This window comes from Calidifontimicrobium sp. SYSU G02091, from assembly GCF_022631395.1.
In the GTDB taxonomy this organism is placed as follows: Bacteria; Pseudomonadota; Gammaproteobacteria; order Burkholderiales; family Burkholderiaceae_C; genus Calidifontimicrobium; species Calidifontimicrobium sediminis.
On record NZ_JALBGB010000003.1, the window covers coordinates 80920 to 93811 of the forward strand.

Genomic DNA, 12892 nt, shown 5'->3' on the forward strand with positions numbered 1-12892 from the left:
TGACGACACCTTTGCGAAAGGAGAACCGTCATGGCGGTGGGTAAGGAAATCCGCGGCAAGATCAAGTCGGTCGAGAACACGAAGAAGATCACGAAGGCGATGGAGATGGTCGCCGCGTCGAAGATGCGCAAGGCGCAGGAGCGCATGCGCCAGGCGCGTCCGTACAGCGACAAGATCCGCGTCATCACGACCAACCTGTCGCAGGCCAACCCCGAGTACCGCTCGCCCTACATGCGGCAGGTCGAGGGGGCGCCGAAGGCGGTGGGCTTCATCGTCGTCACGACCGACAAGGGCCTGTGCGGCGGCCTGAACACCAACATCTTGCGCGCCGTGACCGCCAAGATGCGCGAGGTGCAGAGCGCCGGCGCGAGCGTGCAGGCGGTGGCGATCGGCAACAAGGGCCTCGGCTTCCTGAACCGCATCGGCGCCAAGGTGGTCAGCCAGGCGGTGCAGCTCGGCGACGCGCCGCACCTCGAGAAGCTGATCGGCCCGGTCAAGGTGATGCTCGACGCCTTCGTCGCCGGGCAGCTCGACGCGGTGTACCTGTGCTACACGAAGTTCATCAACACGATGAAGCAGGAGCCGATGGTCGAGGCGCTGCTGCCGCTGGGCGCCGACCGGCTGCAGCAGACTGATGCCGAGAAGAAGGACCACGCCTGGGACTACCTCTACGAGCCCGACGCGCCCAGCGTGATCGACGAGCTGCTGACGCGCTACATCGAGGCGCTCGTCTATCAGGCGGTGGCCGAGAACATGGCCAGCGAGCAGAGCGCGCGCATGGTGGCGATGAAGGCCGCGACCGACAACGCCGGCAACCTGATCAACGAGCTGAAGCTGATCTACAACAAGACGCGCCAGGCGGCGATCACGAAGGAACTGTCCGAGATCGTCGGCGGGGCCGCGGCGATCAGCGGCTGACCGTCACGGCTGCGAACAGATTGACTGATTGAAGGAACACGACATGGCACAAGGCAAGATCGTCCAGTGCATCGGCGCGGTGGTCGACGTCGAATTCCCGCGCGACCAGATGCCCAAGGTCTACGATGCGCTGAAGATGGAAGGCTCGGCGCTGACGCTGGAAGTCCAGCAGCAGCTCGGCGACGGCGTCGTGCGCACCATCGCACTGGGCTCGTCCGAGGGCCTGCGCCGCGGCATGGTGGTCGTCAACACCGGCCATCCGATCACGGTGCCGGTGGGCAAGGCCACGCTGGGCCGCATCATGGACGTGCTCGGCAACCCGATCGACGAGCGCGGGCCGGTCGACCAGACGCAGACGGCCTCGATCCACCGCAAGGCGCCGGCCTACGACGAGCTGAGCCCGTCGACCGAGCTGCTCGAGACCGGCATCAAGGTCATCGACCTGATCTGCCCGTTCGCCAAGGGCGGCAAGGTCGGCCTGTTCGGCGGCGCCGGCGTCGGCAAGACCGTCAACATGATGGAGCTCATCAACAACATCGCGAAGGCGCACTCGGGCCTGTCGGTGTTCGCCGGCGTCGGTGAGCGCACCCGCGAGGGCAACGACTTCTATCACGAGATGATGGAGTCGAAGGTCGTCGTCAGCGAGGACCTGAGCCAGTCGAAGGTCGCGATGGTCTACGGCCAGATGAACGAGCCGCCGGGCAACCGCCTGCGCGTCGCGCTGACGGGCCTGACGATGGCCGAGGCGTTCCGCGACGAGGGCCGCGACGTGCTGTTCTTCGTCGACAACATCTACCGCTACACGCTTGCCGGCACCGAGGTGTCGGCGCTGCTGGGCCGCATGCCGTCGGCGGTGGGCTACCAGCCGACGCTCGCGGAAGAGATGGGCCGCCTGCAGGAGCGCATCACGTCGACCAAGGTCGGCTCGATCACGTCGATCCAGGCCGTCTACGTGCCCGCCGACGACCTGACCGACCCGTCGCCGGCCACCACCTTCGCGCACCTGGATGCCACCGTCGTGCTCAGCCGCGACATCGCGGCGCTGGGTATCTACCCCGCGGTCGACCCGCTCGACTCGACCAGCCGCCAGGTCGACCCGAACGTCGTCGGCGAAGAGCACTACAACACGACGCGCGCGGTGCAGGCCGTGCTGCAGCGCTACAAGGAGCTGCGCGACATCATCGCGATCCTGGGCATGGACGAACTCTCGCCGGAGGACAAGCTCGCGGTGGCGCGCGCGCGCAAGATCCAGCGCTTCCTGTCGCAGCCGTTCCACGTCGCCGAGGTCTTCACCGGCAGCCCGGGCAAGTACGTGCCGCTGAAGGAGACGATCCGCGGCTTCAAGATGATCGTCAACGGCGAGTGCGACGCGCTGCCCGAGCAGGCCTTCTACATGGTCGGCACGATCGACGACGCGTTCGAAAAAGCCAAGAAGCTGCAGTAAGCGGCGGAAGGACGCCCGATGGCCCACACGATCCAGGTCGACGTCGTCAGCGCCGAGGAGCAGATCTTCTCGGGCGCGGCGAAGTTCGTCGCGCTGCCCGGCGAGGCCGGTGAACTCGGCATCCTGCCGCGCCACACACCGCTGATCACGCGCATCCGCCCCGGTGCGGTGCGCATCGAGCGTGCCGACAATGGCGAGGAGGAGTTCGTCTTCGTCGCCGGCGGCATCCTCGAGGTGCAGCCCAACCGCGTGACGGTCCTCGCCGACACGGCGATCCGCGGCCGCGACCTCGACGAGGCCAAGGCCAACGAGGCCAAGAAGCTGGCCGAGGACGCGATGAAGAACGCCAAGAGCGACATCGACTTCGCGAAGGCGCAGAGCGAATTCGCCGCGATGGCGGCGCAGATCGCCGCGATCCGCAAGTTCCGCAAGAAGTAGGGCGGCGCGCGATCGCGCCAAGGGGCCCTGCGAGCCGCGCCGGTTCGCAGGGCCTCGTCGCTTGTGGCCGCATTTCGTCCAGGGGCTGTCCGCCCCAGCCGTGCGCTGCGCGGGTGCCCTCCCACGCCGCCCAGCGCTGCCGCACTTCGCGTGCGGGTCGGTCCCGAGGCGGCTGGCACCGCCGCGCGGCTACGCTGCGGCCGATGGACACCGCCCTGATCCGACGACACACGCTCGGCGACCTGCTGCACCGCAGCGCCGCGCGCCACCCGCACAAACTCGCGATCGCCTGCGGCGACGTGCGCTGGACCTACCGCGAGTTCGACGCGCTCTGCGACCGGCTCGCCGCCGGGCTCGCGCAGCACGGCATCGCACGCGGTGACCGCGTCGCGGTGCTGGCGCGCAACTCGCACGCGTTCGCTGCGATGCGCTTCGCGCTCGCGCGGCTGGGCGCGGTGCTGGTGCCGGTCAACTTCATGCTCAAGGCCGAAGAGGCGGCGTACATCCTGCGCCACGCCGGCGTGCGGCTGCTGGCCACCGACACCGGCTTCGCGCCGCTGGCGCGCGAGGCCGCGACGCTGGCCCCCGTCGTCGAGCGGCTGGTCTGGCTGCCCGACGAGGACGGCAGCGCGCCGGTGCCCGGGCTGCTGTCGTTCGACGAACTCGCCGCGTGCACCGCGGCGCCGCCGCAGGTGGCGCTCGCGGGCAGCGACCTCGCGCAGATCGTCTACACCAGCGGCACCGAGAGCCTGCCCAAGGGCGCGATGCTCACGCACGACGCCGTGATGTGGCAGTACGTCAGCTGCGTGGTCGATGCCGCGATCGCCGCCGACGACTTGCTGCTGCACGCGCTGCCGCTGTACCACTGCGCGCAGCTCGACGTGTTCTTCGGCCCCGCGATCTACGTCGGCGCGAGCAACGTCATCACCGGCAAGCCGGTGCCCGACCACCTGCTGTCACTGATCGAGCGCCACCGCATCACGTCGTTCTTCGCGCCGCCGACGGTGTGGATCGGGCTGCTGCGCTCGCCGGCGTTCGACGCCACCGACCTGTCGAGCCTCGCCAAGGGCTATTACGGCGCGTCGATCATGCCGGTCGAGGTCATGAAGGAGATCCTGCGGCGGCTGCCGGGCCTGCGCCTGTGGAACCTGTACGGCCAGACCGAGATCGCGCCGCTGGCGACGATGCTCGGCCCCGACGACCAGCTGCGCAAGCCCGGCTCGTGCGGGCGCGCGGTGCTCAACGTCGAGACGCGCGTCGTCGACGATGCGATGTGCGACGTGCCGCGCGACGGCCGCACGGTCGGCGAGGTGGTGCACCGCAGCCCGCAGCTGCTGCTCGGCTACTTCCACGACGACGAGCGCACCGCCGCCGCGTTCGAAGGCGGCTGGTTCCACTCGGGCGATCTCGCGACGATCGACGACGAGGGGTACATCACGATCGTCGACCGCAAGAAGGACATGATCAAGACCGGCGGCGAGAACGTCGCCAGCCGCGAGGTCGAGGAGGCGATCTACAAGCTCGCGCCGGTCAGCGAGGTGGCGGTGATCGGCGCGCCGCACCCGCGCTGGGTCGAGGCCGTCGTCGCCATCGTCGTCGTCAAGTCCGGCCAGTCGCTCGACGAGGCGGCGGTGCTCGCGCACTGCGCCGAGCACCTGGCGCCGTTCAAGGTGCCCAAGCGCGTCGTGTTCGTCGACGCGCTGCCGAAGAACCCGAGCGGCAAGCTGCTCAAGCGCGAGCTGCGCCAGCGCTTCGAGGCGCTGTTCGCCACCGCGCCGGGAGACCGGGGATGACGAAGGGCAAGAAGAAGGGCGCGAAGGACCAAGGTGACCGCGCGCCGGCGGCCGACGGCAACGCCTCGAGGATCTCGAAGGCCGAGTACGCCGAGCGCCTCGAGGCGCTGCAGGTCGAGCTCGCGCAGCTGCACCGCTGGCTCGAGCACACCGGGCGGCGGCTCGTCGTCGTCGTCGAGGGTCGCGACACGGCCGGCAAGGGCGGCGTCATCAGCGCGATCTCGGCCAAGCTGAACCCGCGGCGCTGTCGCGTCGTCGCGCTGCCCAAGCCAAGCGAGGCCGAACGCACGCAGTGGTACTTCCAGCGCTACGTCGCGCACCTGCCGTCGGCCGGCGAGATCGTGCTGTTCGACCGCAGCTGGTACAACCGCGCCGGCGTCGAGGCGGTGATGGGCTTTTGCACGCCGGCGCAGACCGCGGCCTTCCTGAAGCAGGCGCCGGTGTTCGAGAAGCTGCTCGCCGACGACGGCATCGTGCTGCGCAAGTACTGGCTCACCGTCGATCAGGCGCAGCAGGAGGCGCGCTTCGCCGAGCGCCTCGCGGACCCGCTCAAGCGCTGGAAGCTCAGCCCGATCGACCTCGAGGCGCGCACGAAGTACGCCGAGTACGGGCGCGCGCGCGACGCGATGCTCGCCGCGACGCACAAGCCGCATGCGCCGTGGACGCTGGTCGACTTCAACGACCAGCGCCATGGGCGGCTGACGCTGATCCGCCACCTGCTCGACAGTCTGCCCGACCACGACGTGCCGGCGCAGACGGTCGAGTTCCCGCCGCTGCCGGGCCAGCCGCTGAAGGAGCGCTTCGACGGGCCGCTCAAGCCGATCCCGCCGTGGCCGCCGCTCGACGCACGCGTCAGAGGATGACGACGGTGTCGGGCAGCTCGTTGACGTTGCGCTCGCCTGCCGGCAGCGCGTAGTGCGCGAGCAGCACCTCGTGCACGGCATCGATCGCCTGCGCGAGCCCGTCCTCGAAGCGCCCCGCGCGGAAGGCCTCGCCCATCGCCTCGACCACGCGCTGCCAGTGCCCGGGCGGCACGCGGCGGTCGACGCCGCGGTCGGCGACGATCTCGATCGCATGGTCGGCCAGCAGCAGGTAGATCAGCACGCCGTTGTTGGCCTCGGTGTCCCACACGCGCAGCTTGCCGAACAGCGCGACGGCACGCTCGCGCGGCGACGCGTCGCGCCACAGGTACGACAGCGGCAGGCCGGCTTCGACGCACACGCGGATCTCGCCGCTGTGCTGGGCTTCGCTGGCGCGGATGCGTGCCTGCAGCCGCTCGACGCCGTCGGCGCCGAGGAGGCGCAGCGCGTCGCCGGCGTCGAGCCACCGGTGGCGCCAAAGACGGCCGAGGCGCCGCATCTCACCACCCTCCCGAGGCGCCGCCGCCGCCGAAGCTGCCGCCACCGCCCGAGCCGAAGCCGCCGCCCCCGCCGAAGCCGCCCCCGTGGCCGCCCCAGCCACCGCCCCAGGGGCCGCCCGGCGTCGGCGGCGGCCACGGACTGCGCCGGCCGCTGATGCGCCGGGCCGCGGCACCGACGCCGAACACCGCGACGAGCACGACCGCGACCGCCGCCGCCGCGACCGCGAGCACGACGCTGCCGGTGATCACCCAGCCCAGCGCTCCCACCACCGCGCCGCTGGCCAGCGTGCCGAGCCCGCGACCGAGGATGCCCGTCAGCACGGTGCTGACGATGGGCACGACGGCGAAGAAGAAGATCGCGATCTGCTCCCAGTCGGGTCCGCGCTCGCGGGCCGCGGCGCGCTGCGGCGCCGGCAGCTTCTCGCCTCGGATGCGCGCGATCAGCAGGTCGAGCGCCGCGTCGATGCCGCCGGCGAAGTCGCCGGCGCGAAACGCCGGCACCATCGCGCGGTCGATGATCTGGCGCGCCGCGAGGTCGGGCACGGCGCCTTCGAGCGCGCGCGCGACCTCGATGCGCACGCGGCGGTCGTTCTTCGCGATGACGACGAGCAGCCCGTCGCCGACGTCGCGCCGGCCGATCTTCCAGGTGTCGGCCACACGCCACGCGTACGCGGCGATGTCCTCCGGCGCGGTGGTGGGCACCATCAGCACGACGATCTGCGGTCCCGCCTCGGCCTCGAAGGCGGCGAGCTTGGCCTCGAGCGCGGCGCGCTGCGCGTCGGCGAGCGTGCCGGTCTGGTCGATCACGCGCGCCGTCAGCGGCGGCACCGGCCGCAGGTCCTGCGCGAACGCGAGCGCGGCGGCGAACGCCAGCAGCAGCGTCGCGAGCGCGCCCCGCGCGTTCATCGCCGGCGGCCGTTCAGCGGCTCGCCGCGGGTGCCGCCGGGCGGCTGAAGTCGACCGTCGGCGGCGTGCTGATCTGCGCCTCGTTGGCGACCGTGAAGTTGGGCTTGACGTCGTAGCCGAAGATCATCGCCGTGAGGTTGGTCGGGAAGCTGCGCCGCAGCACGTTGTACCGCTGCACGGCCCGGATGTACTGGTTGCGCGCCACCGTGATGCGGTTCTCGGTGCCCTCGAGCTGCACGCGCAGGTCCTGGAACGCCTGGTTGGCCTTCAGGTTCGGGTAGTTCTCGGCGACCGCCATCAGGCGCGACAGCGCGCTGCCGAGCTCGCCCTGCGCCTGCTGGAAGCGGTTGAACGCCTCGGGGTTGTTCAGCGTCTCGGGCGTGACCTGGATCGAGGTCGCCTTCGCGCGCGCCTCGATGACCTGCGTCAGCGTCGTCTGCTCGAAGTCGGCCTCGCCCTTGACGGTGGCGACGATGTTCGGGATCAGGTCGGCGCGGCGCTGGTACTGGTTCAGCACCTCGGACCAGCTGGCCTTGACTTCTTCGTCGAGGCGCTGGAATTCGTTGTAGCCGCAGCCGGCCAGCAGCAGCGACAGCGCGGCGGCGGCGGCCAGCGCCACGCGTCGGGTCCACATCGTCATCATCGTCCTCCTTCGGCGAGGCCGGCATCGTACCGCCGGCGCGGCCCATAATCGCCCGATGCTCGCGCCGCTCGCCAACGACACCTTCCTGCGCGCCTGCCGCCGCCAGCCCACCGAGTACACGCCGGTGTGGCTGATGCGCCAGGCCGGGCGCTACCTGCCCGAGTACTGCGCCACGCGCGCGAAGGCCGGCAGCTTCATGGGGCTGGCGACCAACGTCGACTACGCGACCGAGGTCACGCTGCAGCCGCTCGAGCGCTACCCGCTCGACGCGGCGATCCTGTTCTCCGACATCCTGACGGTGCCCGACGCGATGGGCCTGGGGCTGAGCTTCGCGCAGGGCGAGGGCCCGCGGTTCGCGCACCCGGTGCGCGACGAGGCGGCGGTGGCCAGGCTCGCGGTGCCCGACCTCGACAGGCTGCGCTACGTGTTCGACGCCGTCGCGTCGATCCGCCGCGCGCTGGTGACGACCGACGCCGCAGGGCGCCGGGTCGGCCGCGTGCCGCTGATCGGTTTCTCGGGCAGCCCGTGGACGCTGGCGTGCTACATGGTCGAGGGCGGCGGCAGCGACGACTACCGCCTCGTCAAGACGATGATGTACGCGCGCCCCGACCTGATGCACCGCATCCTCGAGGTCAACGCCGACGCAGTGGCCGCGTACCTCAACGCGCAGATCGACGCCGGCGCGCAGGCGGTCATGATCTTCGACAGCTGGGGCGGCGTGCTCGCCGACGGCGCGTTCCAGCGCTTCAGCCTTGCGTACACGAAGCGTGTGCTCACCCAGCTCAAGCGCGAGCACGACGGCCAGCACGTCCCGACGATCGTGTTCACGAAGGGCGGCGGTCTGTGGCTCGAGGCGATGGCCGACAGCGGCGCCGACGTGCTTGGCGTCGACTGGACGGTCAACCTCGGTGCGGCGCGTGCGCGCGTCGGCGACCGCGTCGCGCTGCAGGGCAACCTCGACCCGGCGGTGCTGTTCGCGCCGCCCGAGGTCGTGCGCGCCGAGGCGGCGCAAGTGCTCGAGAGCTTCGGCCGCCCGCAGCGCGCCGACGGCGGTGTCGACGGCCACATCTTCAACCTCGGCCACGGCATCAGCCAGTTCACGCCGCCCGACCACGTCGCGGCGCTGGTCGATGCGGTGCACGAGGTGTCGCGGCGCATGCGCGCCGCCCCTTGACATCGGGCGACACCGTCAACGGTGCGTCATAGCGCGTGAGTGACCGCTCAGGGCTTGACTTATCCCCACGATTCGTGCTGCGCTGCAGCGCCTTTCGGCGCCGCGCACGTGCGCCCCAGTGTTGCCGGTGCACCGGCTAAGTGCTTGATTCTGCTCGGGGTGGCGGCGTGCCCGCTGGCCGTGCAACGACTGCGCGGCCTTGCTGGCACAAGCATTTAGGGCGATCGCCGGCAGGTTCCCCACAAAGTTGTCCACAGAATCCGTGGATAGGTCGAAAAGCGGTTTCGAATCATGGACTTGGGCGTGTGGCTTCAGGCGGCTCCGAGGTTCGTCGCGCAAGTGAACGTCGGCAGGATGCGCCGTTGAGCCGACATCGCGTCGCGGTCGCCGTCGACACGCCGCAGCACAGCGGGCTGGCCGGCGCGCTCGACTATCTGCACGACGAGCCCGTCGCGCCGGGGACGCTCTTGCGCGTGCCGCTGGGCCGGCGCGAGGTCGCCGGCATCGCGTGGGGCAGCGCAGGCGGCGCGGCAACCGCTATCGGCGACGACGCGCTGCGCCCGGTGGCGGCGGTGCTGCGGGCGCTGCCGCCGCTGCCACCGGCCTGGCTCGAGCTGGTTGCGTTCGCGGCCGGCTACTACCAGCGCGGCGTCGGCGAGGTCGCGCTGTCGGTGCTGCCGCCCGAGCTGCGCAAGCTCGACGACGTGCGGCTGGCCCAGCGCATCGCCCGTCTGCGCGCGCCGGCGCCGACGCCGCCCGAAGCGCCGCCGCCGCTGACCCCCGACCAGGCCGCGGTGCTCGATGCGCTGGCCGCCGACGCCGAGCCCGGCACGACGCTGCTGCACGGCGTCACCGGCAGCGGCAAGACCGAGGTCTACCTGCGCGCCGCGGCGCGCGCGCTCGACGCCGGGCGCCAGGTGCTGGTGCTGGTGCCCGAGATCAACCTGACGCCGCAGCTCGAGGCGCGTTTCGGCGCGCGCTTCGGCGCGCACCGGCTCGTCACGCTGCACAGCGCGCTGACGCCGGCGCAGCGGCTGCGCCACTGGCTGCGCGCGCACCTCGGCCAGGCCGACGTCGTGCTCGGCACGCGGCTCGCGGTGTTCGCGTCGCTGCCGCGGCTCGGCCAGATCGTCGTCGACGAGGAACACGACGCGTCGTTCAAGCAGCAGGAGGGTGCGCGCTACTCGGCGCGCGACCTCGCCGTCTACCGCGGCCGGCTCGAACGCGTGCCGGTGCTGCTCGGCTCGGCCACGCCGTCGCTCGAGACCTGGCACAACGCCGAGCAGGGGCGCTACCGGCGGCTGACGCTGCCGCAGCGCATCGGCGGCGGTGCGCCGCCGCGCGTGCGCGTCGTCGACATGGGCCGGCTGCCGCGCGAGGCGCTGCGCGACGACGCCCTGTCGCCGCCGCTCGTCGACGCGCTGCGGCAGCGCCTCGCGCGCGGCGAGCAGAGCCTGCTGCTGCTCAACCGCCGCGGCTACGCGCCGGTGCTGCACTGCGGCGCCTGCGGCTGGAAGAGCGGCTGCCCGCACTGCAGCGCGTGGCGGGTGTTCCACAAGCGCGACCGCACGCTGCGCTGCCACCACTGCGGCTACACGCAGCCGGTGCCGCGCGCGTGCCCCGAATGCGGCAACCAGGACATCGCGCCGATCGGCCGCGGCACCGAGCGGCTCGAGGAGCAGATCGCCGCGCTGATGCCCGCCGCACGCGTCGCGCGCATCGACGCCGACAGCACGCGCGCACAGGGCGCGCTCGAGGCCCAGCTCGCGGCCGTGCACGCTGGCGACGTCGACGTGCTGGTGGGCACGCAGATGGTGGCCAAGGGGCACGACTTCCGCCGCATCACGCTGGTGGCCGCGGTCAACCCCGACGCGTCGCTGTTCGCGAGCGACTTTCGCGCGCCCGAGCGCCTGTTCGCACTGCTGATGCAAGCCGGTGGCCGTGCCGGCCGCGACGCCGAGCGCGCCGCCGCGAGCGAGCTGTGGATCCAGACCTGGCACCCGCAGCACGCGCTGTACGCGGCGCTGGCGCGCCACGACTTCGCCGCGTTCGCCGCCGCGCAGCTGGCCGAGCGCGAGGCCGCGGGGCTGCCGCCGTTCACGCACCTGGCCCTGCTGCGTGCCGAGGCACGCCGCGTCGAGGCGGCCACCGCGTTCCTGCATGATGCCGCCGCACTCGCCGCGACGCTGCCCGGCGCCGACCAGGTCAGCGTCTACCCGCCGGTGCCGCCGCCGCTGTCGCGCGTGGCCGGCATCGAGCGCGTGCAAATGCTCGTCGAGGCGCGCTCGCGCGCGGCGCTGCAGCGGCTGCTCGCTGCGTGGGTGCCGGCGCTGCACGCGCTGCGCGCAACCCACAAGGGGCTGGCGCGCTGGGCGATCGACGTCGACCCGCTCGCGATCTGACGCGGCGGCGACAATGCGCGCCGTCCGCTCGCCCCCAACGATGAACGACGCTTTCGAACGTGCCCGCCAGTGCTTCTTCGACGGCCTGCAGGCCCTCGAGGCCGGGCGCCTGGACGACGCCGAGCGCAGCTTCGAGGCCTCGCTCGCGCTGGTACCCGGGCGTGCGTCGACGCTGACCAACCTCGGCGCGGTGCGCATCCGCCTCGGCCGGCCGGCCGAGGCACTGCCGCTGCTCGACGAGGCGGTCGCCGCGCAGCCCGAGCACGTCGAGGGCTGGCTGCAGCGCGGGCTCGCGCTCGAGCGGCTCGGCCGCGACGCCGAGGCGCTGCCGTGTTTCGAGCGCGTGCTCGCACAGGTGCCCGACGACGCGCCGACGCTGTACCGCACCGCGATGGCGCTGAACCGCCTCGGCCGCCACGCCGACGCGCTCGCGCGCCTGCAGCACCTGCTGCGCGTGCAGCCCGGGCACGCGCGCGGCTGGACGCTGCACGGGCAGACGCTGCAAAGCCTCGAGCGCCACGACCAGGCGCTGCCGTCGTACGAGCGCGCGCTCGCACTCGATCCGACCGACGCGTGGGCGTGGACGCTGCGCGGCGGACTGCTGAAGGACCTGGGTCGGCGCGACGAGGCCGTCGCCGCGTTCGAGCAGGCGATCGCGCACGGCGGCGATGCCGAGTACAACGGCTACTTCCTCGCCGCACTCGGGGGCCGTCCGAAGCCGGCGCGCGCTCCCGGCGCCTACGTGCAGCAGCTGTTCGACGGCTACGCCGAGCGTTTCGACGAGCACCTCGTGCAGGTGCTGAACTACCGCTCGCCCGGCATGCTGGCCGAGCGCATCGCCGCGCTCGGGCGGCGCTTCGCTCATGCGCTCGACCTCGGCTGCGGCACTGGGCTGTGCGGGCCGTTGGTGGCGCCCGTCGTCGAGCGGCTCGACGGCGTCGACCTGTCGCAGGCGATGCTCGACAAGGCGCGCGCGCTCGGCGTCTACGGCCGCCTCGAGCGCGCCGACCTCGTCGACCATCTGCGCGCGACGCCCGAGCGCCACGACCTCGTGCTCGCCGCCGACGTGTTCACGTACCTCGGCGACCTGAACGACGTGTTCGCCGGCGTCGCGCGCGTGCTCGAGCCGGGCGGCTGGTTCGTGTTCTCGGTCGAGCGTGCCGACGACGGCGTCGACTTCGAGCTGCGCGGCACCTTGCGCTACGCGCACTCGGCGCGCTATCTGCGCACGCTTGCGGCGTCGGGCGGCTTCGACGTCGGCGAGATCACCGAGGCGACGCTGCGCGAGGACCAGCGCCGCCCGATCGCCGGGCTGCTCGTGCTGCTGCAGCGCCGCTGACGCTGCCGGTGCGGTGCCGGCGCGTGGCCGGGGCCTTCAGTCGTCGCGCCCGTGGCGGCCCTTGCCGGGATGACCGCGGTCCTTGCGCTTGTAGCCCGGATGCGCGTGCGCGTAGCGTTCCTCCACCCAGTCCTCGCGCACGAAGTACACCGGTCGGTGGCACGCGTCGTAGCGGTGGCAGTGCTTGGCCCAGTTCTTCGCGTGGCCGGGCGGCACGTACAGGTACACCGGCTCGAGGCGCACCGGCCGGCGCACGACGACGACCGGCTCGGCATAGATCACGCGCGGCGGCGGTGCACTGCCGATCTCGATGCGGCCGTAGACGCCGGGTTCGCGGATCGTGATGCCGACGCCGACGTCGACGCCGGCCTGTGCGGCACTCGCGAATGCCGTCGCCGCCACCGCCGCGGCCGTCGCCAGGGCCTGCCGCCAGCGCCACGACTCGGATTGCTTCATCGCCTGCTCCTGCAAGGGG

At 72.0% G+C, this 12892-nt stretch carries 12 protein-coding genes; 8 read left to right on the forward strand and 4 right to left on the reverse strand.

The window, feature by feature from the left end:
• Positions 1–30: 30 nt before the first annotated feature.
• The 5 genes from atpG to ppk2 all read left to right on the forward strand — a co-directional run bounded on the left by atpG (position 31) and on the right by ppk2 (position 5456).
• On the forward strand, positions 31–918 hold the full coding sequence (gene atpG, locus MOJ79_RS03080) for a F0F1 ATP synthase subunit gamma (protein ID WP_241922826.1): 888 nt from the start codon (positions 31–33) through the stop codon (positions 916–918).
• A gap of 43 nt (positions 919–961) precedes the next feature.
• Positions 962–2362 (forward strand): F0F1 ATP synthase subunit beta, encoded by a 1401-nt coding sequence (gene atpD, locus MOJ79_RS03085; protein WP_119290912.1) that lies wholly within the window; start codon positions 962–964, stop codon positions 2360–2362.
• 18 nt (positions 2363–2380) lie between these two features.
• Complete coding sequence (locus tag MOJ79_RS03090) at positions 2381–2800, forward strand: F0F1 ATP synthase subunit epsilon (protein WP_241922827.1); 420 nt, start codon at positions 2381–2383, stop codon at positions 2798–2800.
• A gap of 203 nt (positions 2801–3003) precedes the next feature.
• Entirely contained in the window at positions 3004–4593 is a 1590-nt protein-coding gene (locus MOJ79_RS03095) for an acyl-CoA synthetase (RefSeq protein WP_241922828.1), read from the forward strand.
• Complete coding sequence (gene ppk2, locus MOJ79_RS03100; protein ID WP_241922829.1) at positions 4590–5456, forward strand: polyphosphate kinase 2; 867 nt, start codon at positions 4590–4592, stop codon at positions 5454–5456. The genes MOJ79_RS03095 and ppk2 overlap by 4 nt, the downstream gene beginning before the upstream one ends.
• Here ppk2 and MOJ79_RS03105 read toward each other — a convergent pair.
• Genes MOJ79_RS03105 through MOJ79_RS03115 form a run of 3 tightly spaced genes read right to left on the reverse strand, consistent with a single transcriptional unit; the run spans position 5446 to position 7499 of the window.
• On the reverse strand, positions 5446–5952 hold the full coding sequence (locus MOJ79_RS03105; protein ID WP_241922830.1) for a TPM domain-containing protein: 507 nt from the start codon (positions 5950–5952) through the stop codon (positions 5446–5448). The two genes, ppk2 and MOJ79_RS03105, sit on opposite strands and share 11 nt — an antisense overlap.
• A gap of 1 nt (position 5953) precedes the next feature.
• Positions 5954–6859, reverse strand: coding sequence for a TPM domain-containing protein (locus MOJ79_RS03110; protein WP_241922831.1), 906 nt, complete (start codon positions 6857–6859; stop codon positions 5954–5956).
• 13 nt (positions 6860–6872) lie between these two features.
• Positions 6873–7499, reverse strand: a complete 627-nt coding sequence (locus MOJ79_RS03115) for a LemA family protein (protein ID WP_235823734.1) — start codon at positions 7497–7499, stop codon at positions 6873–6875.
• 58 nt (positions 7500–7557) lie between these two features.
• Between MOJ79_RS03115 and hemE the strand changes: the two genes are divergently transcribed.
• The 3 genes from hemE to MOJ79_RS03130 all read left to right on the forward strand — a co-directional run bounded on the left by hemE (position 7558) and on the right by MOJ79_RS03130 (position 12417).
• Entirely contained in the window at positions 7558–8676 is a 1119-nt protein-coding gene (hemE, locus tag MOJ79_RS03120; protein ID WP_241922832.1) for a uroporphyrinogen decarboxylase, read from the forward strand.
• Between the two features lie 362 nt (positions 8677–9038).
• A complete protein-coding gene (locus tag MOJ79_RS03125) occupies positions 9039–11078 on the forward strand; it encodes a primosomal protein N' (protein WP_241922833.1) in 2040 nt (679 codons plus the stop codon).
• 40 nt (positions 11079–11118) lie between these two features.
• Complete coding sequence (locus tag MOJ79_RS03130) at positions 11119–12417, forward strand: tetratricopeptide repeat protein (RefSeq protein WP_241922834.1); 1299 nt, start codon at positions 11119–11121, stop codon at positions 12415–12417.
• A 36-nt stretch (positions 12418–12453) separates the two neighbouring features.
• Here the strand turns inward: MOJ79_RS03130 and MOJ79_RS03135 are convergent, their stop codons facing one another.
• The gene (locus MOJ79_RS03135) at positions 12454–12873 is read right to left on the reverse strand and encodes a hypothetical protein (RefSeq protein WP_241922835.1); all 420 of its coding nucleotides are present in this window, start codon (positions 12871–12873) and stop codon (positions 12454–12456) included.
• Positions 12874–12892: the final 19 nt, after the last annotated feature.

What these genes read in the sequence shown, in the direction of transcription:
- ppk2 (WP_241922829.1), top strand. Translation starts at nt 4,590, where the DNA reads ATGACGAAGGGCAAGAAGAAGGGCGCGAAGGACCAAGGTGACCGCGCG.
- MOJ79_RS03105 (WP_241922830.1), bottom strand. Translation starts at nt 5,952, where the DNA reads ATGCGGCGCCTCGGCCGTCTTTGGCGCCACCGGTGGCTCGACGCCGGC.
- MOJ79_RS03115 (WP_235823734.1), bottom strand. Translation starts at nt 7,499, where the DNA reads ATGACGATGTGGACCCGACGCGTGGCGCTGGCCGCCGCCGCCGCGCTG.
- atpD (WP_119290912.1), top strand. Translation starts at nt 962, where the DNA reads ATGGCACAAGGCAAGATCGTCCAGTGCATCGGCGCGGTGGTCGACGTC.
- MOJ79_RS03090 (WP_241922827.1), top strand. Translation starts at nt 2,381, where the DNA reads ATGGCCCACACGATCCAGGTCGACGTCGTCAGCGCCGAGGAGCAGATC.
- MOJ79_RS03095 (WP_241922828.1), top strand. Translation starts at nt 3,004, where the DNA reads ATGGACACCGCCCTGATCCGACGACACACGCTCGGCGACCTGCTGCAC.
- MOJ79_RS03130 (WP_241922834.1), top strand. Translation starts at nt 11,119, where the DNA reads ATGAACGACGCTTTCGAACGTGCCCGCCAGTGCTTCTTCGACGGCCTG.
- MOJ79_RS03110 (WP_241922831.1), bottom strand. Translation starts at nt 6,859, where the DNA reads ATGAACGCGCGGGGCGCGCTCGCGACGCTGCTGCTGGCGTTCGCCGCC.
- hemE (WP_241922832.1), top strand. Translation starts at nt 7,558, where the DNA reads ATGCTCGCGCCGCTCGCCAACGACACCTTCCTGCGCGCCTGCCGCCGC.
- MOJ79_RS03135 (WP_241922835.1), bottom strand. Translation starts at nt 12,873, where the DNA reads ATGAAGCAATCCGAGTCGTGGCGCTGGCGGCAGGCCCTGGCGACGGCC.
- atpG (WP_241922826.1), top strand. Translation starts at nt 31, where the DNA reads ATGGCGGTGGGTAAGGAAATCCGCGGCAAGATCAAGTCGGTCGAGAAC.